This window comes from Bradyrhizobium sp. LB13.1, from assembly GCF_054056815.1.
Map to the genome: position 1 here is coordinate 7,121,841 of NZ_JBSRYQ010000001.1, position 21,025 is coordinate 7,142,865.

The 21,025-nt window shown below is 65.3% G+C and carries 22 protein-coding genes and 1 pseudogene; 9 read left to right on the top strand and 14 right to left on the bottom strand.

Annotated features, from left to right (window positions below):
* The first annotated feature begins 65 nt into the window (after positions 1-65).
* Positions 66-1,202: an alpha-hydroxy acid oxidase gene (locus ACVWYI_RS34475; protein ID WP_354052584.1), complete on the top strand. Its 1,137-nt coding sequence runs from the start codon at positions 66-68 to the stop codon at positions 1,200-1,202.
* Positions 1,203-1,349: 147 nt separating this feature from the next.
* On the opposite strand, the gene ACVWYI_RS34480 is transcribed toward ACVWYI_RS34475, so the two are convergent.
* The 8 genes from ACVWYI_RS34480 to ACVWYI_RS34515 form a co-directional block, all read right to left on the bottom strand.
* Complete coding sequence (locus ACVWYI_RS34480; protein ID WP_456648290.1) at positions 1,350-1,976, bottom strand: hypothetical protein; 627 nt, start codon at positions 1,974-1,976, stop codon at positions 1,350-1,352.
* Positions 1,977-2,049: 73 nt separating this feature from the next.
* Positions 2,050-2,676 (bottom strand): hypothetical protein, encoded by a 627-nt coding sequence (locus tag ACVWYI_RS34485; RefSeq protein WP_456664303.1) that lies wholly within the window; start codon positions 2,674-2,676, stop codon positions 2,050-2,052.
* A gap of 65 nt (positions 2,677-2,741) precedes the next feature.
* Positions 2,742-3,581 carry a shikimate dehydrogenase gene (locus ACVWYI_RS34490; RefSeq protein WP_456664304.1) on the bottom strand — a complete coding sequence of 280 codons (840 nt, stop codon included), beginning with the start codon at positions 3,579-3,581 and terminating at the stop codon, positions 2,742-2,744.
* Between the two features lie 86 nt (positions 3,582-3,667).
* Positions 3,668-5,422: a SulP family inorganic anion transporter gene (locus ACVWYI_RS34495; RefSeq protein WP_456664305.1), complete on the bottom strand. Its 1,755-nt coding sequence runs from the start codon at positions 5,420-5,422 to the stop codon at positions 3,668-3,670.
* 90 nt (positions 5,423-5,512) lie between these two features.
* Positions 5,513-5,785 (bottom strand): helix-turn-helix domain-containing protein, encoded by a 273-nt coding sequence (locus ACVWYI_RS34500; protein ID WP_247353060.1) that lies wholly within the window; start codon positions 5,783-5,785, stop codon positions 5,513-5,515.
* A 172-nt stretch (positions 5,786-5,957) separates the two neighbouring features.
* On the bottom strand, positions 5,958-8,006 hold the full coding sequence (locus tag ACVWYI_RS34505) for an elongation factor G (RefSeq protein WP_456664306.1): 2,049 nt from the start codon (positions 8,004-8,006) through the stop codon (positions 5,958-5,960).
* Positions 8,007-8,144: 138 nt separating this feature from the next.
* Positions 8,145-8,624, bottom strand: a complete 480-nt coding sequence (locus ACVWYI_RS34510; RefSeq protein ID WP_456664307.1) for a DUF992 domain-containing protein — start codon at positions 8,622-8,624, stop codon at positions 8,145-8,147.
* A gap of 165 nt (positions 8,625-8,789) precedes the next feature.
* Entirely contained in the window at positions 8,790-9,992 is a 1,203-nt protein-coding gene (locus ACVWYI_RS34515; RefSeq protein ID WP_456664308.1) for a pyridoxal phosphate-dependent aminotransferase, read from the bottom strand.
* A 585-nt stretch (positions 9,993-10,577) separates the two neighbouring features.
* Between ACVWYI_RS34515 and ACVWYI_RS34520 the strand changes: the two genes are divergently transcribed.
* From ACVWYI_RS34520 to ACVWYI_RS34545, 6 genes are all read left to right on the top strand, one after another.
* The gene (locus ACVWYI_RS34520; protein WP_456664309.1) at positions 10,578-11,228 is read left to right on the top strand and encodes a glutathione S-transferase family protein; all 651 of its coding nucleotides are present in this window, start codon (positions 10,578-10,580) and stop codon (positions 11,226-11,228) included.
* A gap of 155 nt (positions 11,229-11,383) precedes the next feature.
* Positions 11,384-11,560: a hypothetical protein gene (locus ACVWYI_RS34525; RefSeq protein WP_456664310.1), complete on the top strand. Its 177-nt coding sequence runs from the start codon at positions 11,384-11,386 to the stop codon at positions 11,558-11,560.
* Positions 11,561-11,633: 73 nt separating this feature from the next.
* Positions 11,634-11,792: a hypothetical protein gene (locus ACVWYI_RS34530; RefSeq protein ID WP_247353050.1), complete on the top strand. Its 159-nt coding sequence runs from the start codon at positions 11,634-11,636 to the stop codon at positions 11,790-11,792.
* A 129-nt stretch (positions 11,793-11,921) separates the two neighbouring features.
* Entirely contained in the window at positions 11,922-12,734 is an 813-nt protein-coding gene (locus ACVWYI_RS34535) for a PAS-domain containing protein (RefSeq protein ID WP_456664311.1), read from the top strand.
* Between the two features lie 66 nt (positions 12,735-12,800).
* Positions 12,801-13,256, top strand: coding sequence for an N-acetyltransferase family protein (locus ACVWYI_RS34540; RefSeq protein WP_456664312.1), 456 nt, complete (start codon positions 12,801-12,803; stop codon positions 13,254-13,256).
* A 273-nt stretch (positions 13,257-13,529) separates the two neighbouring features.
* Positions 13,530-14,471 (top strand): aldo/keto reductase, encoded by a 942-nt coding sequence (locus tag ACVWYI_RS34545; RefSeq protein WP_456664313.1) that lies wholly within the window; start codon positions 13,530-13,532, stop codon positions 14,469-14,471.
* Positions 14,472-14,487: 16 nt separating this feature from the next.
* On the opposite strand, the gene ACVWYI_RS34550 is transcribed toward ACVWYI_RS34545, so the two are convergent.
* The 3 genes and pseudogenes from ACVWYI_RS34550 to ACVWYI_RS34560 all read right to left on the bottom strand — a co-directional run bounded on the left by ACVWYI_RS34550 (position 14,488) and on the right by ACVWYI_RS34560 (position 17,674).
* Positions 14,488-14,811 (bottom strand): antibiotic biosynthesis monooxygenase family protein, encoded by a 324-nt coding sequence (locus ACVWYI_RS34550; RefSeq protein ID WP_247353042.1) that lies wholly within the window; start codon positions 14,809-14,811, stop codon positions 14,488-14,490.
* A gap of 79 nt (positions 14,812-14,890) precedes the next feature.
* Positions 14,891-16,114: a DUF1501 domain-containing protein gene (locus ACVWYI_RS34555; RefSeq protein ID WP_247353040.1), complete on the bottom strand. Its 1,224-nt coding sequence runs from the start codon at positions 16,112-16,114 to the stop codon at positions 14,891-14,893.
* Positions 16,111-17,674: pseudogene (locus ACVWYI_RS34560) on the bottom strand (DUF1800 domain-containing protein). Before ACVWYI_RS34560 ends, ACVWYI_RS34555 begins: the two are co-directional and overlap by 4 nt.
* Before the next feature lie 114 nt (positions 17,675-17,788).
* On the opposite strand from ACVWYI_RS34560, the gene ACVWYI_RS34565 reads away from it, so the two are divergent.
* Positions 17,789-18,001: a cysteine-rich CWC family protein gene (locus ACVWYI_RS34565; protein WP_247353037.1), complete on the top strand. Its 213-nt coding sequence runs from the start codon at positions 17,789-17,791 to the stop codon at positions 17,999-18,001.
* Between the two features lie 15 nt (positions 18,002-18,016).
* On the opposite strand, the gene ACVWYI_RS34570 is transcribed toward ACVWYI_RS34565, so the two are convergent.
* From ACVWYI_RS34570 to ACVWYI_RS34580, 3 genes are all read right to left on the bottom strand, one after another.
* A complete protein-coding gene (locus ACVWYI_RS34570; protein WP_456664314.1) occupies positions 18,017-18,715 on the bottom strand; it encodes a glutathione S-transferase family protein in 699 nt (232 codons plus the stop codon).
* Between the two features lie 178 nt (positions 18,716-18,893).
* Positions 18,894-19,124, bottom strand: a complete 231-nt coding sequence (locus ACVWYI_RS34575; RefSeq protein WP_247353035.1) for a hypothetical protein — start codon at positions 19,122-19,124, stop codon at positions 18,894-18,896.
* Positions 19,121-19,900, bottom strand: coding sequence for a TSUP family transporter (locus tag ACVWYI_RS34580; RefSeq protein WP_247353034.1), 780 nt, complete (start codon positions 19,898-19,900; stop codon positions 19,121-19,123). Before ACVWYI_RS34580 ends, ACVWYI_RS34575 begins: the two co-directional genes overlap by 4 nt.
* 126 nt (positions 19,901-20,026) lie before the next feature.
* Between ACVWYI_RS34580 and ACVWYI_RS34585 the strand changes: the two genes are divergently transcribed.
* Entirely contained in the window at positions 20,027-20,944 is a 918-nt protein-coding gene (locus ACVWYI_RS34585) for a LysR substrate-binding domain-containing protein (RefSeq protein ID WP_354052657.1), read from the top strand.
* Positions 20,945-21,025 lie beyond the last annotated feature (81 nt).

Below are 21,025 nucleotides of genomic sequence, written 5' to 3' on the forward strand. Positions count from 1 at the left end.
CGATCTTCCGATGCAAGACTTCCGATGCAAGACTCCTGATGCAAAGACGGGCCGGGGAAAAATTCATGAAGCATATCACCTGTATCGACGATCTTCGCACACTGCATCAGCGCCGCGTGCCGAAGGCGTTCTTCGATTATTGCGACCGCGGCTCCTACGCCGAGGAAACGCTGCGCGCCAACCGCGATGACATGCAGGCGATCAAGTTCCGCCAGCGCATCCTGGTCGACGTCTCCAAACGCGACACCGCGACCACGATCCTCGGCGAGCCCTCGACCATGCCGCTGATGCTCGCGCCTGTGGGCCTGCTCGGCATGCAACATGGCGATGGTGAGATTCATGCCTGCCGCGCCGCGCAAGCCGCCGGTATCCCGTTCACGCAGTCGACGATGTCGATCTGCTCGATCGAGGACATCGCGGCCAATGTCGAGAAGCCGTTCTGGTTCCAGCTCTACGTGATGAAGGACCGCGGCTTCATCAAGGAGCTGATCCAGCGCGCGATGGCCGCCAAGTGCAGCGCCCTCGTGCTCACCGTTGACCTCCAGGTCATCGGCCAGCGTCATGCCGATATCAAGAACGGCATGACGATCCCCCCCGAGTGGACGCTGTCGAAATTTTTGGATTTCGCGACCAAGCCGGCGTGGGTCTCCGGCGTGCTGCAGGGCAAGCGCCGCACCTTCGGCAACATCGCCGGCCACGTGAAGAACACCGAGGACCTCAATCGCCTCGCGGAGTGGACCGCCTCGCAGTTCGACACCTCGCTGAACTGGAAGGACATCGAGTGGGTCCGCAGCATCTGGCCGGGCAAGCTCGTCATCAAGGGCATTCTGGACGTCGAGGACGCCGAGGAGGCCGCCAAGACCGGCGCGCAGGCGCTCGTCGTGTCGAACCATGGCGGCCGTCAGCTCGACGGCGCGCCGTCATCGATCGAGGTGCTGCCCGAGATCGCCGACGCGGTCGGTGACAGGATGGAGATCATGTTCGACGGCGGCATCCGCTCCGGCCAGGACGTGATGCGCGCGCTCGCGCTCGGCGCAAAGTCCTGCATGATCGGCCGCGCCTACGCCTATGGCCTGGGTGCCGGGGGTCAGGCCGGCGTCGCCAAGGCGATCGACATCATCCAGAAGGAGCTGCTCACCACCATGGGCCTGTGCGGCGTCAACAGGATCGACGAGATCGACGATCATATCATTGCGATGTGAGGCGGCGCAGGGTGGGCAAAGCGAAAGCGTGCCCACCATTTTTGCCGCGATCGTTGAAAGATGGTGGGCACAGCGCTTGCGCGCCTTTGCCCACCCTTGTATTAGCGCGCCGGACTAGGATGGCTACGGCTCGGCCAGTTTCACGCCTCACATCGGCGGCGTCACGCCGTCCCTGCCGACATTCACCCGGTTGGCTTCCAGCGAACCATCGTCCTTCTTCGCCGCACCAAAAATGATCAGCTTGGCGCCGGGCTTGAGCTCGGATTTGTCGCTCGCGACGAAGGTGACGATCGGCGTGTCCGGCGGAACCACGACTTTCTTCTCACCGTCCTTGTACTTGACCGTGATGTTCTGGCCGTCTGTGCCCTTCACCGTCTGTGAGACCGTGGCGTTGGTCATGGTCGAATTGGCGCGGGCGTCCCAGGGACGAAAACCTTCGGCCGCGCCGCGCTGGTTTTCGGGGAAGATGTGCACGGCGATCGCCTTCTGGGTGCCGTCGGGCTCGGGCAGGCCGGTGACGCCGATATAGGAGCCGTCCTTGATCTCCGACAGCGAGGTCTTCACCACCGCGAAGACGGCGACGTTGTCCGTCATGCGCACTTTCACGTCAGTACCTTCGCGGGTCTTGATATCGAGCATGTTGCCGTCGACGCTCTCGATGGTGCCGCGGATGCGGACCGTCGGCGCCTGCTGCGCCGAGACGGATGACGTAACGATGCAAGCGGCGAATGCGGCCACGACGAGGCGTGGCATCCAGTTGTTCACTTTCGGCATGATATCCCTCCAGGGAGTTGCGGCGATCAATACGGCAACCCCGCGTGACCACCGCTATTTCCGGCTGCAATAATCACATCGGCGGTGTCAGACCATCGCGTCCGACGCTGACGCGGTTGGTCTCGAATGAGCCGTCCGGCAGCTGCTTCATGAAGGCGATCACCTTGGCGCCGGCCTTCAGATCGGATTTGTCGCCGGGCACAAAGGTCACCACCGGCGTGCTGTCGGCGACGAACACCTTCTTCTCGCCGTCCTTGTATTTGACCAGCAGCGTATGGCCGTCATTGCCGACCACGCTCTCCGACACGGTCGCATTGGTCATGCTGGAGTTGGGCTTGAGGTCATAGGGCCGCGAGCCCTCGCCGGTGCCGCGCATGCTCTCGGGAAACACGTGGACCTCGACCGCGTTCGCACCGCCGTCCGGTCCAGGCACAGTGGTGGCGCCGACAAAGGAGCCGGTCTTGATGTCGGCGAGTGAAATTTTGGTAACGCCTGACACGTTTACGCCAGAGGCGATGTGGAGCTTGACTTCCTCACCGCTGCGCGACTTGACCTGCATTGTGTCGCCATTGACGCTTTCGATCGTGCCGCGCACGCGCGTCGGCACCGGCGCCCTTTGCGCAAGTGCCGAGAGGGTCGAGACGGCCACCATCGCGACGGCGATGAGCGGACGTGTGAAAGTTGCACGTTGAACAGACATGATGGTCTCCGATTGTCCCTATGGTCCCTACGGACATAGAACGCCGGAGATTACGCGCTATTCTCTCAAGTTTTTGTGAGATCGGCCTCGACCAGGGCGCGCAGTTCGGCCGTGACCTGCGGCCGCTGGCCGAACCACAGCTCGAAGCCGCGAACCGCCTGATGCAGCAGCATGCCGAGCCCATCGGCGGTCTTCAGCCCGCGCGCCTTTGCGGCCGCCAGCAGCGGCGTCATCAGCGGAACATAGACGAGATCGGCGACCACGGCGCCATCCGGCAGGCGGGCGACTTCAACGTCGAGTGAAGGCTGACCGTGCATGCCGAGCGAGGTCGTGTTCACGAGAAGTTTTGCGCGCGGCAGGATGTCGTTCACGCTGTCCCATGTAACAGGATGCAGGTTCGGTCCGAACTGTCTTGCAAGCGTCTCGGCCCGCGCGATGGTGCGGTTGGCGAGATGGATGCGCTTGAAGCCGCGTTCGAGCAGCCCGAACACGATCGCACGCGAGGAGCCGCCGGCGCCCAGCACCAGCGCCTCGCCGGCTGCGTCCCATCCGGGCGCGCTGGCGTCGAGATTGCCGATGAAACCCTCGACGTCGGTGTTGGTCGAGCGCAGCTCGCCGTCAGCAAACCACAGCGTGTTGGCCGCTCCGACCGCCTGCGCGCGGGCATCGGGCTTCGAGAGCTCAAGCACGCCCTCCTTGTGCGGGATGGTGACATTGGCGCCCGCGAAGCCGCGCAGCGACAGCCGCAGCACGAAGTCGCGCAAATTATCGGGTGGAACCGCCTCGATGAGATAGCCGCCCTCGATCCCGAGCGTACGCAGCCAATAGTGATGGATCAGCGGCGAGCGCGAATGCGCGGCCGGCCATCCGATCAGACAGGCTGCGGGAGCCTTGGTCACGGTCATCCTTCCCTGGGGAGCGTCGGAGGCGATCCATTTCGCGTCCCGCGGGCCCTGTCAAGCGCGCGGACGCCTCGTGGATGGGCGCGGCGCTAGGTCGTGCCCGCGTCATCGCCCGCGAGCTGGGCCGCGCGGCCCTTGATGTCGGCGACGGCACGCGCGATGGTCTCGCGATAACGCGCGCGCGGCGGCGTGACGCCATGGGTGAGCAGCGCGCGGCGAACCGCAGGCGATGCCCCGGTGATGAACAGCCGGATGCCCTGGCGGTGGGCCTTGGCGGCAACGCGTCCCAGCACGTTGGCCGCCGTCGAATCCAGGAACGGCACCGCGGCGAAATCGACCACGAATCCCTTGCGCTTGTCGGCAATGCCGTCGAGCACGCTGCCGATCGCCGAGGCGGCGCCGAAGAAGAACGCGCCGGTGATGCGATAGACCAGCACGTCGCGATCGACCGCGAGCGCGGGGTCGTAAGGCACGCGCTCGCCATTACCGTCATCGGGACGATCGGCGGCCACCAGCGGCGAACGTTCCTCGATGCCCGTCATTTCCGCCATGCGATGGATGAACAGCACCGCGCCAAGCGCGAAGCCGACCAAAATGCCTTCGGTCAGATCGCGGAAGATGGTGAGCAGGAAGGTTGCGAGCAGCACGACGGCATCGCCCCACGACGAGCGCAGGAGCGTCGCGAATTCGTGCTTCTCTGCCATGGTCCAGGCCACCACGACGAGCACGGCGGCGAGCGCGGCCAGCGGGATGTAGCTCGCGAGCGGCGCCGCGATCAGCATGAACAGCAGCAGGAAGACCGAATGCAGCATGCCCGCGAGCGGCCCCCGCGCGCCGGCGCGGATGTTGGTCGCGGTGCGCGCGATCAGACCCGTGACGCAGATGCCGCCGAACAGCGCCGCGCCGACATTGGCGGCGCCTTGCGCCACCAGCTCGCAATTGGAGCGGTGACGGCGTCCGGTCATGCCGTCGGCCACCACCGCCGACAGCAGCGATTCGATGGCGGCGAGCAGCGCGAAGGCGATCGCATCCGGCAGCACGGCGGTCGCCTTCGCGAGCGAGAACGCAGGCAAGGCCGGCGAGGGCAGTTCGCGCGGAATGCCGCCGAAGCGCGATCCGACGGTCTCGACCGGCAGCGACAGCACGGCACATGCGGCCGCCGCGAGCACGACCGCGATCAGGATGCCCGGCCAGGACGGCCGCCAGCGTCGCAGGCCGGCGATGATGGCAATGCTGACGATCGCGACCGCGACCGCGGACGGATTGACGGTGTGCAGGCCCCCGGCGAGCGCGACGAGTTTTGGGACGAATTCGCTCGGCTCCTTCGCGACCAGCGTGATCCCGCCGAGATCGCGCAGCTGGCTCGCTAAGATGATAACGGCGATGCCGGCCGTGAAGCCGACCGTCACCGGATACGGAATGAACTTGATATAGGTGCCGATCCGCAGGAAGCCCGCGGCGATCAGGAACAGGCCCGCCATCAGCGTGGCGAGGACCACGCCGTCAACCCCGTGACGGTCGGCAGTCGCTGCAACCAGCACAATGAAGGCGCCGGCCGGGCCGCCGATCTGGAACCGGCTGCCGCCGAGCAGTGACGCAATGAAGCCGCCGACAACAGCGGTGTAGAGTCCGCGATCCGGCGTCACGCCCGAGGCGATCGCGATCGCCATCGACAGCGGCAGCGCGACGATTGCGACCGTGAGGCCCGCGAACACATCGGCGCGGAAATCCGACAAGCCATAGCCCTCGCGCCACACGGTGACGAGCTTCGGCAGATAGAGTTCGGTAAAGGTCGGCCGACGAAGCTGGTGCAGCTTGCCTGCGTGTTCGCCTGTGATGCTCATGCCCACACCGCTCCGATGCATCGTGCGGCCGCGTATCGGGGCGCGACGGTGCGTTAGTTAAGTCTGCTCCCGAACATGATCATTGCGGGATCACGCTCCAACCCGACGCGGCGGCCCCGGCTGTTTCAGCCGAACGCCACGTCCGCCGCCTTCGCTGCGCGCCTGTTCGCCGATCAGCTCGACGCCGGCCCGATCAAAGGCTTCGACCACCTTCATCAAGGTCTCGACCACGCCGCGAACGTTGCCGGTGCTCGCCTCCATCCGCTGAATGGTCGGCAGCGAAACGCCTGCGAGCTCCGCCAAGGCCCTCTGGTCAATGCCGAGCAGCGCGCGCGCTGCCCGCATCTGGAACGACGTGATCACCTCGGCCTCACGTATGAGAGATTATAAGTGATGTCTGGAGCATGCACAATGATGTAAAATACATCAATTCGGGCCGAGCGCAAGAGGGCGCTCGCCACGGGCTGTGCGTCGCCCTCTCCCCGTAAGAATGGGAAGAGGGAGAGAGCGTACGTCTGTTACTGCGAAAGGCGGCTCACGCCGCGTGCTGATGCGCGGCGATGATCTGGTCGGCGGCGCGGCCGGTCACTTCGGCCATGTGGTCGAACTGGCGGGTGAAGCTGCCGGCGCCTGCCGTGGCCGAGCGCAGCTCGACGATCAACTCGCCGATCTCGGCTTCCGGCATCATGGCGCGGACGCAGTCCCATCCGCTCCAGCCGTCGCGGGTGTCGAAGCCGAGGATCTGGCCGCGCCGCGCCGACAGGATCGCGTTGATCTTGGCGGTGGCGTCGGTCGGACAGACGATCTCGACCACGTGGATCGGCTCCAGCAGCACCGACTGGCATAGCGGTAGGCCTTCGTTCAGCCCGACCCGCGCCGCCGTGCGGAAGGCGAGGTCGGAGGAATCGACGCTGTGATAGGAGCCGTCGGTCAGCGTTACCTGCAAATCGGTGACGGGGAAACCGAGCGGGCCGCGTGTGAGCCCGTCGACGACGCCCTCCTCCACCGCGCCGATGTAGTTGCGCGGCACCGCGCCGCCGACGACTTTCTCGGTGAACTTGAAGCCGTCGCCGCGCGGCAGCGGCTTGATGTCGAGCACGACATCGCCGAACTGGCCGTGGCCGCCGGACTGCTTCTTGTGGCGGCCGCGCTGGACGATCGGCTTGCGGATGGTCTCCTGATAGCCGATCGCGGGGGGATGCGAGGCAACTTTGACGCCAAAGCGGTCGCGCAGCCGCTCGCTCGCGACGCGCAGGTGCATCTCGCCCTGTCCCCACAGCACGGTGTCGTGGGTCTGGGCGTTCATCACGAAGACGAGCGAGGGATCCTCCTCGTGCAGCCGCGTCAGCGCCTGGCCGAGCTTGACGTCGTCCTTGCGGTCGGTGGCCGCAACCGAGATCGCGAGCACCGGCGGCGTCGGCTCGCTGGCTGCGAGCGCAGCCGGCTGGGTCTTGCCGTTCGAGACCGTGTCGCCGGTGCTTACGGGATCGAGCTTGGCGAGCGCCACCGTGTCGCCGGCTTCCGCCGCGCCACGCTTGGTGTCGTAGGCGCCGGTGACGGCGAGGATCCCGGAGATGCGGCTGGCCCCGCCGGAGGAGGATTGCAGCGTGGCACCGTCGTCGAGATGGCCGGCGAGCAGCCGCGTCAGCGACAGCTTGCCGCCGTGCTGCGAATGCAGCGTCTTGAACACGAAGCCGAGCGCATCCCTGGTCTCGGGAACGCCGAGACGTTTTACGGTCTCCGCGACACCGGGCGCCTCATGGCGCAGCGCTTTCATCAGGCGCAGCACGCCGTTTTCGCGTGCGGCGGCGCCTATCAGCACCGGACATATCTGCCCCTCGCGCAATTCGCGGGCGAGATCGTCGAACACCGCATCGCGCGGCGGCTGGATGTCCTCGAGCAGCTGCTCCATCAGCGCATCGTCATGATCTGCGAGCTTCTCCAGCATCGAGAAGCGGGCTTCCTTTTCGCGATCGAGATCGCCGCCTTCGAGCGCGACCACTTCGGAGGCCTTGTGCTCGCGGTAGACGAACGCGCGTTCCAGCGCGAGATCGACGAAGCCCTCGATCAGCTCGTTCTTCCAGATCGGGATCTGGCGCAGCACCAGCGGCACGCGCGAGGCGGGCTGGAGTATCTCGAGCGTTTCGCGGATGCGCTTGTTGGCGCGGTCGATCTTGTTGAGGAACAGGAAACGCGGGATCTTCAGCTCCTCCAGCTCGCGCAGGATGATCTGAAGCTGCGGCAGCTTCTTCTCGTCGGCTTCGCAGACCACGATTGCGGCGTCGATCGCAGGCAGCGCGGCGCGCATGTCGTGGGCGAACTCGACGGAACCGGGACAATCGAGGAAGGTGTAGCTGTCGCCCATAAAACTCGTGGTGGCGGCAGTGAGCCCGACGGTCATCTTATGATGACGGGCTTCGGCACTGGCGTCGCCGACGGAGGTTCCGGCATCGACGCTGCCGGCGCGCGGGATCGCGCCCGTTCGCGCCAGTATTGCTTCGAGGAGTGTGGTTTTACCGCTTTGGAAAGGGCCCACCAGCGCGATGCACCGTGGACCTCGGGGACTTCTGACGTCTTGTCCCATTCGCCGCCTCCTTGATGTGGAGCTCGGCCCATGATTGGGTCGGCAAGCGCAGATGCTCTGCCCGTCCCCGAGATTTGGCAAGCATCAAAAATCGCTGCGGTGCGTCGTCAGTGAGATCAGGTTATTGACGGCCAGCTCTTAACGGCCGGGGCGAAGTTCCAGGCTCTCAAGCCCGGCCGCGACGTTGAGGCCGACCTGGCCCTGCACGCTGAGCGGCTGGAGCGCGATCGAATTGTTGGAGCCGCCGACCAGCACGTTGCCGCCGAGACCGACGCCGACCGAGGCACTGCCCTGCGCGCCCGCATAGGTGCCCGAGAGGTCGCCCGGTCCGAGCCGGTCGACCGGCGCGAACACGCCCCAGGCCAGTGCGGTCTCCTGGGTGATGCCGATATCGAGGCCGACTTTGCGAATGGTCGCGACGTAGCGATCCTCCGGCAAACCCTCGGCGCGCAGCACGCAGCCGAGATTGGTCACCGATCCCACGATGAAGCCGACGCTGGCGCCGCCGCGGCATTCGAGCACGCCGACCCGCACCATCCGCTGCTGCGCGTCGGCGACCACGACCGAGGCAACGAGGCTGGCGGCGGCGATCCCGGCGAGAAGGAGTGAACGGTGCATGAATTATCTCCGGCGATGAATGTGATGCGAGCAGAGAGGCACGCCTACCCGTGACGCGCGATGGTCTATGGCACAACATTCCCTGCGGTGCCAGATTGCGTGCACGAATAAAAAGGCCCGCGCGAAGCGGGCCTTTTCATTCCAGTTCGTTTCGTCGTGACAGGCTTAGCGCAGATTGCCGCAGAAGCGCTGGATGCGATTGCAGGCGTCTTCGAGGTCCGAGGTCTTGGTCGCGTAGGAGATGCGGAACGCAGGTCCAAGGCCGAACGCCGAACCCTGCACGACGGCAACGCCTTCGGTCTCGAGCAGCTCGGTCACGAACGTCTCGTCATTGTCGATCACCTTGCCCGACGGCGCGGTCTTGCCGATCGTGCCGGCGCAGGACGGATAGACGTAGAAGGCGCCTTCGGGACGCGGGCACTCGATGCCCTTGGCCTGGTTGAGCATGGAGACGACGAGGTCGCGGCGCTCCTTGAACACCTTGTTGTTGGCGGGGATGAAGTCCTGCGGACCGTTCAGCGCCTCAACCGCGGCCCATTGCGCGATCGACGACGGGTTCGACGTCGACTGCGACTGGATCGTCGACATCGCCTTGACGAGCTGCGCCGGACCACCGGCATAGCCGATGCGCCAGCCGGTCATGCAATAGGCCTTCGACACGCCGTTCACGGTCAGCGTGCGGTCGTAGAGTTTCGGCTCGACCTGCGCGACCGTGGTGAACTGGAAGTCGTCATAGACGAGGTGCTCGTACATGTCGTCGGTCATCACCCAGACATGCGGATGCTTGACCAGCACGTCGGTGAGCGCCTTCAGCTCAGTCCTGGTGTAGGCAGCTCCCGTCGGATTCGACGGCGAGCACAGGATCACCCATTTGGTCTTTGGCGTGATCGCGCGCTCGAGCGCATCGGCTTGGAGCTTGAAGCCGGCCGCGGCGGTGCAGACCACCGGCACCGGCTCGCCGCCGGCGAGCGCCACCATCTCGGGATAGCTGACCCAGTACGGCGCGGGGATGATCACCTCGTCGCCCGGATTGATGGTCGCCATCAGCGCGTTGTAGAGCACCTGCTTGCCGCCGGTGCCGACGATGATCTGGTTTGCCTTGTAGACGACGCCGTTCTCGCGCTGAAACTTGGCGATGATGGCTTCCTTCAACTCGGGAATGCCGTCGACCGCAGTGTACTTGGTCTTGCCGGCTTCGATGGCGCGGATCGCCGCCAGCTTGATGTTGGCGGGCGTGTCGAAGTCGGGCTCGCCGGCGCCGAGGCCGATGACGTTGCGGCCCGCCGCTTTCAGCGCACGTGCTTTATCCGTGACCGCGATGGTGGCGGACGGCTTCACACGGTCGAGCGCAGCGGCAAGGAAGGGCATCGTCATCTCCTGACAAGCGTCGTGAACCCTTTGGCCTCACGACTCCGATTGTGGGAATGAACCACCCTAAAACGAGCGCCGTTGCACCGCAAGAAACTTCGGTCCGATCTCGCAAAAGTTTACGGGTCTGGAGCGTTTCAAGACTGGATTCTTCGCAATTTTCCCCAATTTTGCCGGGCAAATCCCACATATCCGGCAAGGCTTGTATCCGGCAAGGCTTGTCCTCGGAGCAATTTTGCGTGTCGGCGACAGGAAGCCAGAACACCATCATGCCTGGGCTTCCACGTTTTGTGCGGAACGACGGGACGTCCCCCCGCGGTGACGATGCGGAAGCTTTAAAAGCCCCAACCCTGATTGCTCTGCTCACGCACGATCGCGCGCAACGATGCGCACACGAATTGACGCAAGCGTGAACTGATTTGCATGGTCGCACGGAAATGATCTTCCGCCGCGTTGCAATGCGGTAGGGTTTTCGAGTTTTTCTATTGGCTGGCCCTTGCAGCGGATTCGCATCGGCATCATTGTTTAGCCGCGTTGCAGGGCAACAAGCGCCGCGCCTTCCCGTCTTCCGGAATCATCCTCAGAATGTACAAGCTCTATTCGATGCAACGCTCGGGCAACAGCTACAAGGTCCGCCTTGCGCTGGCGCTGCTGAACTTGCCTTACGAAGCGGTCGAGGTGGACATTCTGCGCGGCGAGAGCCGCACCCCGGACTTCCTGGCCAAGAACCCCTCCGGTCAGGTGCCGCTGCTCGAGGTCGGCGACGATCGCTATCTCGCCGAGTCCAACGCCATCCTCTGGTATGTCGCCGTCGGCACGCCGCTCGCGCCGGAGAACCGCATCGATCGTGCCGAGGCGCTGCAGTGGATGTTCTTTGAGCAGCACGCGTTGGAGCCAAACATCGGCGCGGCCTATTTCTGGCTGTCGCTGGTGAGGGGCGGCCGCGACCTGCAGACCCATTCGCTGGAGGACTGGATGGAGCGCGGCTATGGCGCCCTCCAGGTGATGGAAAACCACCTCAAGACCAATGCCTATTTCGCCGCCCGCCAGCTCACGGTCGCCGACATCGCGCTGTACGGTTATACCCACCTTGCCGACCGCTGCGACTTCGACCTCTCGACCTTCCCGGCGATCCGGGACTGGCTGGAGCGCGTGGAAGCGGCCCCCGGCTTCGTCGCAATGGACTGGCGGCCGGCCGACATCGAGGACCCCGCCAGCATCGCCGCGGGCGCCTGACGGAGCGATCGCGCTCTGGCGAATAGCGGGCACAAGGGTCTTCCTTGCCGCAATCTCGCCATTTTCGGCGTGCTGGCCGCCGCAATATTGCCGGTTGCCACGGTGAAATTGGTTCGATGTCGTGAGTGATTCGCTCGCGCGTAAGGATTTAGACCATGATTCGGGCGTCCGGCGCGGCGGGCTTTCAAGGCCAACCCGCTAACGTTTCGTCTTCCCGGCTGACCAACGCGGTCGCGGCCTCGCTCGCCGTCGCCGCGCTCTCGCTGTGCCTGATCGTCACCCTGACAGTGCTGTCGACCAAGGCGACCATGGCGACGGGCCTGCCGGTCTGATTCCCGTTTCATCCTGGACCCGCCTTCAAGGCGCCGCGTGCCCCGCGCCGACCGGCATCGCGACAGGACATCGATGAAATCACCTGTGGTAGTCGTTGCGATCACCCTGACTGCGGCCATCCTCGTCGCGGCATCGCTGCTGATATTGGTCGGCACGCGCAAGGGCCCGGGGACATCGACCCTGAATGCGCCCGCGCTGCAACAACGCGTCAAGCACGCGCACTTGGTCTAAAATCATCCGAAAGCTTTGCGCTTGGACGCAAGTCCGCATTAAGCGCGCCGCGCGAAACCGCATCGCATTGGCGCAACGATCAGTCAGTGTTGCCGCCTTACCTCGTTCAGGGAGGAGCGAGACAGCCCCATGCGGTTCGGATGGCGTGTGATCTTCGGTCCGGCGCTGACGGCAGCGACTGTGCTGCTGACGATGCTTTTCGATCGTTTTGTCCCCACTCCCTCGCCTGCGCCGCTGCTGGTCTGCATCGTGGCGCTTGCCGGCGCGCTCTCGGGTCTCGCGCCCGCCGTCGCCAGCGCAGCCGTCGCCGTCATCGGCGCGGCGCTGCTGTTGCTCAGCCAGCACGGCATTTCCGGCCTTACCACGGCGGATCTGGTTCAGCTCGGCCTCCTGGCAATGACGGCCGCGGGCACCGCAGGCATCACCGGCCTGATGCGCGGGCGGCTGCTCGGCATTTTTGCCGCCGAGCGTCAGAGCCACGCCACCGCCGCGCGGCTGTCGGCCGCGCTCGACCAGGCCGATATCGGCATCGTGCTGCTCGATGCCGAGACGCGCGCCGAGTTCATCAACCGCGCGTTCCGCGATTATTTTGCGGTGCCGGACGACATCGCCGACGGCAAGCCGCCATTCATCGCGCTGATGTATCACGGCCGCGACACCGGCGCGTTCGAATTGCCCGAGGACGAGCTCGGCACCTTCATCGCACAGCGCATGGAGATGGTACGGATCGGCGATGCCACGCCGATCAACATCGCCTTGCGCAATGGCGAGGTGTTGCGCTTCGTCTGCGCCGCGCTGCCCGATGGCGGGCGCATGTTGAGCTACACGCCCGTGACCGACCTCGTGCGCCACACCGATGCGCCGTCCCGCGCCGACTACTACCGCTCGCTGCGCGATCCCGCGGGCCGCAAGCTGATCCGCTATCTGCGCGTCGCGGAGTAGTGCGCGATTGATCAGCACGTCCATCATCACGTATGAAGGACGCCTCATCGATCGCGGGAATTTCATATGTCGCTCACCATTCGCTCCGTCACGAGGCAGGACTACGAACAATGGCTGCCGTTGTGGGACGGCTACAACGCCTTCTACGGCCGCTCGGGCCCGACTGCGCTCGCCCCCGAGATCACGCGCGTGACGTGGCAGCGCTTTTTCGATGCCTATGAGCCGGTGCACGGATTGGTCGCCGAGAGCGACGGCCGCCTGCTCGGGATGACGAATTATCTCTTTCACCGCAGCACCACCGCGATCGAGGCGTCCTGCTATTTGCAGGACCTGTTCACGACTGAGGCTGCTCGCGGCAAAGGTGTCGGCTCGGCGCTGATCCACGGCGTCTACGAGCGCGCGAAACTCGCGGGAGCCCCGCGCGTGTACTGGCAGACGCACGAGACCAACCTCACGGCGCAGCGCCTGTACGACAAGGTCGCCGAGCGCTCCGGCTTCATCGTCTATCGCAAGATCTTCTGATCCTCGCGATCGCGAGCCCTGTGGATAACTTTGCCTGTCACCCGCGCGTAACATGGCGGGACTAGGCTGCACCTGCGTCTGATCAGGCCCCCCGTCACCGGTCAAGCGCTCCAAGCGGTCCCCGTCAGTCGCCGCGTCTGACAGGGGCCGCATTTTTTTCGGCAGTTCCTTTTCGGCAGTCCCTTGTCGGTATGGCAGCAACGCGGCTGGCGGCTTGCTGCTGCGGCGCACGGCGGTCACAATGCGCCGCTGCTCATCTGACAGGGATCTCCCATGGAAATTCGCAATCTCGGCGCCTCCGGCCTGCGCGTGTCTGCGGTTGGGCTCGGCTGCAACAATTTCGGACAGCGCACCGACCTGGAGACCTCGCGCAAGGTGATCCATCGCGCGCTCGATCTCGGCATCACGCTGTTCGACACCGCGGACGTCTATTCGAACATGGGTGGTTCGGAAAATGTACTCGGCGCCGTGCTGGGCGATCGCCGCAAGGACATCGTGCTGGCGACGAAATATTCCAAGCCGATGGCGGAAGACGGAGCCAAGCAGGGCGCCTCGCGCCGCTACATCATGGACGCCGTGCACGCGAGCCTGAAGCGGCTGAAGACCGATTACATCGATCTCTACCAGCAGCACGATTTTGACCCACTGACGCCGATCGAGGAGAGCTTGCGCGCCCTCGACGATCTCGTCCGTCAAGGCAAGGTTCGCTACATCGGCAATTCGAACTTTCCGGCCTGGCGGGTCGCTGAGGCGGAGTACGTCGCACGCGCGATGAATGTCAGCCGCTTCATCTCCTGCCAGGACGAATACTCCCTCGTCGTGCGCGACATCGAGAAGGATCTGCTGCCGGCCGCGCAGGAATACAAGCTCGGTCTGTTGCCGTTCTTCCCGCTCGCAAGCGGACTTCTGACCGGCAAATACAGAAAGGGGGAGACCGCGCCTGATGACTCCCGCTTCGGCAAGGTGCCGCGGCTGCGCGACCGCTACGTCACACCGCGTAACGAGGACATCGTCGAGAAGCTCACGGCCTTCGCGAAGGTACGCGGCCACAGCATGCTCGAGCTCGCCTTCTCCTGGCTCGCTGCACGCCCGCAAGTGTCGAGCGTGATCGCCGGCGCGACCCGCGTCGAGCAGGTCGAGGAGAACGTGAGGGCGATCGCGTGGAAGCTCGGTGCGGATGATCTTGCCGAGATCGACAAGATCACGCTGGGCTGAACTCTGCGGCGGCGTGCTACTTCGCGCCGCGTCCCACAGTCTGCATCACCTCAAAGCCTTCGAACTGGGGATGGCCGAGATACAGCGGCTTGTTGTCGCCGGCGCGCTGATGCGCGGCACGAAACGCCTCCGACTGGGTCCAGGCCTCGAACGCGGCGTGGTTGGCCCAGATCGTATGCGAGGCGTACAGGGTGTGGTCCTCGAGCTCGGGACCGCGCAGCAGATGAAACTCGACGAAGCCCGGCACCTTGTCCAGATGGGTATCGCGCGAAAGCCAGACCTGCTCGAAAGCGGTTTCGGAGCCTTTGGTGACGCGGAAGCGGTTCATGGCGATGTACATGGGTGATGGTCTCCTGATGTTCGGCTGATCATGTCGCCATTCCGGGACGCGCCGCAAGGCGCGAACCCGGAATGACAGTTTAGGCAACCAGCCCTTTCATCGGTCGTGCGCCTGCGCTGTCCGGGAACACCGTCTCGGCCAGCACGCGATCCGACAGGCCGAACTGTCCCTGCAGCACGCCCTTGATCACGGAGCGCAGATCGGTAGTGGGCTTGAGGTCGCGGCCCTCGTAAAGGTTGGCGAGCTTGAGGCCGGGCCAGTCGGAGATGACGCGGCCGCCCTTCACCGCGCCGCCGGCGAGCAGCGCGATCGTTCCCGTGCCGTGGTCGGTCCCGTCGGTGCCGTTGATGCGCGCGGTGCGGCCGAATTCGGTCGCGACCACGACGACGGTGTCGCGCCAGCGTTCGCCGAGGCCGCTTTCGAATTCGGCGAGCGCGCCGTCGAGCCCGCCGAGCAGGACCGCGAGGCGCCCCACTGGCCCGCCCTCATTGGCGTGCGTGTCCCAGCCGTCGAAGGCGAGCGCGGCAATGCGCGGACCGTCGTCGGCCGCCATCAGTTTTGCGGCGCCGCGCGCGACCTGCCGCATCTGCACGACCGCGTTGCCGGGCTTCCGCTTCATGTCGTCGCCGCTCGCAGCCTTCTCGAGTTGAAGGCCCTGCGACAAGGCCGATGCCAGCCCCGGATCGCGGTGACGGTAGAGATTGACCAGACGCATCGCGGTGTCGTCGTCGGCTTGCGGCAGCGCCACCGGGGTCCAGCCGACCGTCGGCGCATTGCCGCGCAGCACCAGCGGCGTGGTCGGGCCGACCGCAAGTCCGCTCGACACACGCTCGCCGCGCGGCAGCGCTTCCAGCGCGCGGTTGAGCCAGCCGGATTGCAGGCGCCCCGGGCCGGCGTAGCCGCTTTCGAGCACGTCCTGGCCGTCGAAATGCGAACGGTCGCGATAAGGCGTCGCCACCGCGTGGATCACCGTGGCGTGCATGTCGCGATACATCCGCGCGAACTCAGGCATCGCCGGATGCAGCGCAAAGAAAGTATCGAGCATGATCGCGGGATGCGTACCGTCAGCGGTAAGCGCGATCGATCCGTGCAGGCCGGCATAGTCGGGGTCGCCAACCGGCGCGACGGTCGAGAGACCGTCAAGCGCGCCGCGCAGGATCACCACGATCAGCCGGGGGTCGCGGCCATCGGCCGCGCGCGCGAATTTCGGCAAGTACGCCCACGCCGCGAAGGAGGCGCCGCCGAGCAGGAGGTTACGGCGCGAGGTGATGAGCCGGTTCTCGACGCAGTCTATCATCGTCATCTCCTCTGCATCTCCGGCGACATCAACAGCAGCGCCAATGCTTGCTGCCGCGACTCCGCGCGCTCGATGGTGCGCCGCGTTTCGATGGAAGCAGCATCTGCCGCCGCGAATTCCAGCAGGTCGATCGGGTCGATATTGTTGCCGAGCCGCGCACCCATTTGCGCGGCGATGTCGAGCCGAAGCTTGATGCCTTCGGGCGCAGCCCAGGTGGCGCTGGTATCGGCAAAAACCATTCGGCCCAGCCGGCGACCACAGCGGCTGTCCCAGCAGATTGAGATTGTTGAGATAGCTACCGGGATCCTCCGGCACGCGCGCGAGCAACCGGCCGCTGGCGATCACGAAATCGTATGGGCTGCGCATCTTGGTCAGCGGCGCCTTCCACGCGTCGTCGGAATCGACCAACGCCGTCGACATCGCCTTGAGATCGCCGTCAGTCTTGATGAAAACATCGCGCAATCGCGCCACCAACGCAGGCGGCGGATCGTCGGCGACGAAATGGCGCACGAATTTGCTGGCGATGAAATTCGCTGTCGAGGGATGGCGCGCAATGTCGGCAAGCGCGGCCTCGCCTTGCGCAAGGCCCGTCGGCTCATAGCTCTTGCCGAGCAACATTTGCGGCCCGGGCTGGTGCGCATTGGTGTTGAACACGAACGAGCCGGGCACTCCTAACTGCCCCTGCCGGCCGGCAAAGGTCCAGCCGGTGATGATGCGCGCGAGCGAGGTGACGTCTTGCTGGGTGTAGCCGCCGCCGACGCCGAGCGTATGCAGCTCCATGATCTCGCGCGCGAGATTCTCGTTCAGCCCACGCTTGCGGTTCTGGCCCGCGCGCGAGTCCGGCCCGAGCGATTGCTGGTTGTCGAGGAAGAACAGCATCGCCGGATGCTGCTCGACGGACTTGAGCATGTCGGCGAAGCGCCCGAGCACGTTCGGCCTGATCGCCTCGCGCTCGAACGCGCCGGCCCAAATCCGCGCCAGCTCACCCTTGCTCGCGGAGATGCAGAAATGGTTGGACCAGAACACCACCAGCCGCTCGGTGAAGCCGCACTCGACCAGCGTCGCGCGCTGCAACCGCGCCAGCGCCTCGGCGCGAAAGGTCTTTTGGATGACGTTGAGCGGCTGCGGAGCGGGCTTTGCGACAGGCGGTGTCGCCGCGTTAGGCTGCATGGCGTCTGGCTTCGCCATATTGTCGGCCGGCTTGTTGTCGGTCGGCTTGGCCTTGGCCATCTGGCCGGCAATCTCGGTCGCGACTGCATTCAGCGAGAGATTGCGACGCAATCCAGGCTTCTGATCGGCCGGCGCCTCAGTCGGCGCGCCGGCTTTGGCGGCGGCCTCGCGCGCCTGCTTGACCTGGTCCTGATAGGCGAACACGGCCTGTCCGAGCTGCGGCGTGGATTGCAGCCCTGGCGCCTCCAGCAGTACGCCATTGGGGCGGCTCAGTTCCGCCTTGACGAACCCGCGCGGATCCGAGGCCGCGTTGATGAGATCGCCGGACGCGCCGCCGCGGGCGCCGAAGCCGAAACGGTTGAGCGCAACCAGGGCGGCTTGCGAATCGCGGGCCATCGATGTGTCCTTCGCGCGTTGCTAACCGCTTTCCGAGTCCGGGCGCGAGGCCTAATATACCGGAGCCGGAGATGAACCCGGCATGAAAATGACGGCCCAGCTTTTGCGCAAATCATGACAAATCCGCAAGAAATTCCAGTGCAGGAACCGCGTCGCCTCGCCTGCTCCCGCTGCGGCACCGAGTTCGGTTGCGACCTCTCCGGCACCTGCTGGTGCGCGGAGGAAACGGCGCGGTTGCCGATGCCGGTCAAGAGCGAGGATTGTCTGTGCCGGGCGTGCCTGCGCAAGGCTGCGGCGGCGCGAAGCCCGGATGGTGCGCAAGCGTAATCCGGCCTACGAAGCTTAGACTGGATGCCCCGGCGATTTCCGCGCCATGCCGTCGAATGCGTCGAGCAGCTTTTCGCGCCAGGCGTAAACCGGGTCATCCGCCTCGATCAGCTTGAACGGGCTCGTCACGCGCGCCCACTGAAAACCGCCGAACACGATGTAGTCGGCATAGTTCGGCGCGGCGCCGGCGATGAAGGGCTGCTTCTTCAGGGTCTGACGCATCACCTCGAGCGATCTGCGGAACGCGACCACGCCGGCATCGCGGCCCGACATCACCTCTTCCAGACTCTTGCCGCCGAAACGCGCCTCGCGCGACTGGCGGAAATAGGCAGCGTCGACCTCGGCCAGATTCTTCGGGATGTCGGCGACGATCAGCGGAAAGATGCCGCCGACGATGGCGATGTCGCCCCAGGCATTGAGCATGCGCGCCATGGCACGGCCGCCCTCGCCACCGAACAGCGACGGGCTATCCGGAAACTGGTCTTCGAGGTAGTTCGCGATCGCCCAGGAATCGACCACCGGCTCGTCATGATGCAGCAGCACCGGAACCTTCTCCGAGCCGTGCGGCGCAATCGCGCTCTTCTCCGTGAAGCGCCAGGGCAGCGATTCCGCCGCCAACCCCTTGTGTGCCAGCGCCATCCGCGTGCGCCAGCAGAAAGGGCTGAACGGTCGCGAGGCGTCCGCGCCGACGAGTTCGTAGAGTTTGAGTGACATGGAAAGGGCCCTTAGCTGCCAGCCCCTCATCCTGAGGAGCGCGAACGCGCGTCTCGAAGGATGAAGGCCGATCTCGGCCTCGCCCTTCGAGACGCGCGCAAGGTGCGCGCTCCTCAGGGTGAGGGTCTCCTATTCTGGATTGCTTCGCTTGCGCTCGCAATGACGGATGTGGCGAGAGCTAACGCCCGTTCGTGCGCAGCAACCTCTCGCCACCTTCCGTCACCGCGATGATCAGTCCTATTCCTGGTCGCGTTTCGCGCGCGACGTAGCCGCGGTCGGCGGCGTCTTCCCATATTGTGAGGCGCGGGCACGAGGTCTTCCAGGTCGCAATGACCTCGGCATAGGCGCGCGGCTCGCGCGCGACCCATTCGACGAAGTCCAGCACCAGCGGATCGGCGGTCTCGCTCATTGCAAACCTCCCTTGTCGAAGGCCGCCAGCACCGGCGTACGAAGCAGGAGCCAGCCGCCATAGGCGATGTAGTAGCAGGCGATGGTGGTGATCAGCTTGTACGACCAGGCCACGAATTGCTGGTCGGTCATGGCTTCGAGGAGGCGGCGTGCCAGCGTGGTGCCGAGCATCGATGCCAAGATCGCGACCCCGGCGAGCACCGGATCGAGCGTCGCGGCCTGGTCGATGACGCCACCGAAATAAATCAGCTTGGTGAAATGGCTGACGAGCTGGCACATCGCTTTGGTCGCCACTTTCTCGCGCCGGCCGAAATCGCCGCCGAGGAAGAAGGTGTCGAGCAGCGGCCCCGATACGCCGGTCATCAGCATCAAGCCCATGCAGATCGTGCCGTAGGCGGTGCCTTGCCAGAGACGGTCGGGATCCGGCTTGACGTTTGCGGGCAGCAGCCGCGCCATGAACGGGGTGGTGCCGAGCAGCAGCAGCGCGACCGGCTTGTCCGGCACATAGCGGGCGATCGACCACGCCGCGAGCGCGACAGCCGCGCCGACCATATAGTTCGCGACCGGCCGCCAGCGGATATGCGCGCGCCAGAGAAACGCGCGCCAGCCATTGGACGCCATCTGCGTGATCGCATGCAGCACCATCGCGGTGGGCAGCGGCATCAAGGCCAGCAGCACACCGATCAAGATCAACCCGCCCGCCATGCCGAACAGGCCCGACAGGAACGCGGTGCCGACCATCAGCAATCCAAGGGCAGCGATCATGATGAGCGTCACGAGAGAATCTCCTGTTGGCCATCTCCCCGCACGCGAGGAGAAGCGAAGGAGAACGTGCCCCGCTTGCCTCCGGCGCGCAAACTGAGTTATCTTGGCCTGGCATCAGCTTTCCTGAGGGTCGGTCATTTGCGGCGCTTGCTGTTTCTCAACGGCATCAAGGCATTCGAAGCCGCGGCGCGGGCCGGCAGCTTTGCCGCGGCCGGCCTCGAGCTGAGCGTATCGGCCGCCGCGGTCAGCCGCATGGTGCACATCCTGGAAGAACGGCTCGGCGTCGCGCTGTTCGAGCGCAAGGCCAACAAGCTGCTCCTCACGCAGGCAGGCCGCGCCTATCAGAGCGGGCTGACGCCGATCTTCGATGCGCTCGCAAGCCTCACCGCCCAGGTGACGGCACCCTCGGGCGTCCGCGTGCTCACCATCGGCGTCGGCCATACCTTTGCGATGCGCTGGCTGATCCCGCGCCTGTCGGAGTTTCGCAACGAAGAGCCCGACATCGAGGTGCGCTTCACCACCGGCGGCGCGTCGGTGCCGTTCGGCGAGGACTGGAGCTGCGGCATCAAGCTCGGCACCGGCGACTGGCCGGGGCTGGTGGCCGAGCCGCTGTTTGCCGGCGACCTCACGCCGGTCTGCGTGCCCCGGCTCGCTTCCAGCCTGAAGCGGCCGGCGGACCTCAAAGGCCCCAGCCTGATCCGCGTCGAGCATTCGCCCGAGGATTGGCCGATCTGGCTGAAGGCCTCAGGCCTTACAAGGATCAACGCGCGCGGTCCGGAGTTCCAGTTCTACGGCCAGGCACTCCAGGCCGCTGCCGACGGGCTCGGCATCGCCATGGGCATCCGGCCCTACATCGACGACGATCTCGCCGCCGGCCGGCTGGTCGCACCATTCGACCTCTCGGTGCCCAAGGGCATGCGCTGGTACTTGCTCTACCGCAGCTTCCAGACCGAGCAGCGCGACTTTGCCGCCTTCCGCCGCTGGATCATGCGCGCGGCGTCGGAACCTGCCGCGCGTCCCGTCCGGCGGACCGGCCGCAGCTCGGCGCGGAACTAGGCTGGCGGCCAAAAAAGCCCGCCGCTTGTGAACGGCTTCACATCCCGGAATCCGCAAACGTGGTCCCCTGACCCTTCAACA

What these genes read in the sequence shown, in the direction of transcription:
- ACVWYI_RS34475 (WP_354052584.1), top strand. Translation starts at nt 66, where the DNA reads ATGAAGCATATCACCTGTATCGACGATCTTCGCACACTGCATCAGCGC.
- ACVWYI_RS34480 (WP_456648290.1), bottom strand. Translation starts at nt 1,976, where the DNA reads ATGCCGAAAGTGAACAACTGGATGCCACGCCTCGTCGTGGCCGCATTC.
- ACVWYI_RS34485 (WP_456664303.1), bottom strand. Translation starts at nt 2,676, where the DNA reads ATGTCTGTTCAACGTGCAACTTTCACACGTCCGCTCATCGCCGTCGCG.
- ACVWYI_RS34490 (WP_456664304.1), bottom strand. Translation starts at nt 3,581, where the DNA reads ATGACCGTGACCAAGGCTCCCGCAGCCTGTCTGATCGGATGGCCGGCC.
- ACVWYI_RS34495 (WP_456664305.1), bottom strand. Translation starts at nt 5,422, where the DNA reads ATGAGCATCACAGGCGAACACGCAGGCAAGCTGCACCAGCTTCGTCGG.
- ACVWYI_RS34505 (WP_456664306.1), bottom strand. Translation starts at nt 8,006, where the DNA reads ATGGGACAAGACGTCAGAAGTCCCCGAGGTCCACGGTGCATCGCGCTG.
- ACVWYI_RS34510 (WP_456664307.1), bottom strand. Translation starts at nt 8,624, where the DNA reads ATGCACCGTTCACTCCTTCTCGCCGGGATCGCCGCCGCCAGCCTCGTT.
- ACVWYI_RS34515 (WP_456664308.1), bottom strand. Translation starts at nt 9,992, where the DNA reads ATGCCCTTCCTTGCCGCTGCGCTCGACCGTGTGAAGCCGTCCGCCACC.
- ACVWYI_RS34520 (WP_456664309.1), top strand. Translation starts at nt 10,578, where the DNA reads ATGTACAAGCTCTATTCGATGCAACGCTCGGGCAACAGCTACAAGGTC.
- ACVWYI_RS34525 (WP_456664310.1), top strand. Translation starts at nt 11,384, where the DNA reads ATGATTCGGGCGTCCGGCGCGGCGGGCTTTCAAGGCCAACCCGCTAAC.
- ACVWYI_RS34530 (WP_247353050.1), top strand. Translation starts at nt 11,634, where the DNA reads ATGAAATCACCTGTGGTAGTCGTTGCGATCACCCTGACTGCGGCCATC.
- ACVWYI_RS34535 (WP_456664311.1), top strand. Translation starts at nt 11,922, where the DNA reads ATGCGGTTCGGATGGCGTGTGATCTTCGGTCCGGCGCTGACGGCAGCG.
- ACVWYI_RS34540 (WP_456664312.1), top strand. Translation starts at nt 12,801, where the DNA reads ATGTCGCTCACCATTCGCTCCGTCACGAGGCAGGACTACGAACAATGG.
- ACVWYI_RS34545 (WP_456664313.1), top strand. Translation starts at nt 13,530, where the DNA reads ATGGAAATTCGCAATCTCGGCGCCTCCGGCCTGCGCGTGTCTGCGGTT.
- ACVWYI_RS34550 (WP_247353042.1), bottom strand. Translation starts at nt 14,811, where the DNA reads ATGTACATCGCCATGAACCGCTTCCGCGTCACCAAAGGCTCCGAAACC.
- ACVWYI_RS34555 (WP_247353040.1), bottom strand. Translation starts at nt 16,114, where the DNA reads ATGACGATGATAGACTGCGTCGAGAACCGGCTCATCACCTCGCGCCGT.
- ACVWYI_RS34565 (WP_247353037.1), top strand. Translation starts at nt 17,789, where the DNA reads ATGACAAATCCGCAAGAAATTCCAGTGCAGGAACCGCGTCGCCTCGCC.
- ACVWYI_RS34570 (WP_456664314.1), bottom strand. Translation starts at nt 18,715, where the DNA reads ATGTCACTCAAACTCTACGAACTCGTCGGCGCGGACGCCTCGCGACCG.
- ACVWYI_RS34575 (WP_247353035.1), bottom strand. Translation starts at nt 19,124, where the DNA reads ATGAGCGAGACCGCCGATCCGCTGGTGCTGGACTTCGTCGAATGGGTC.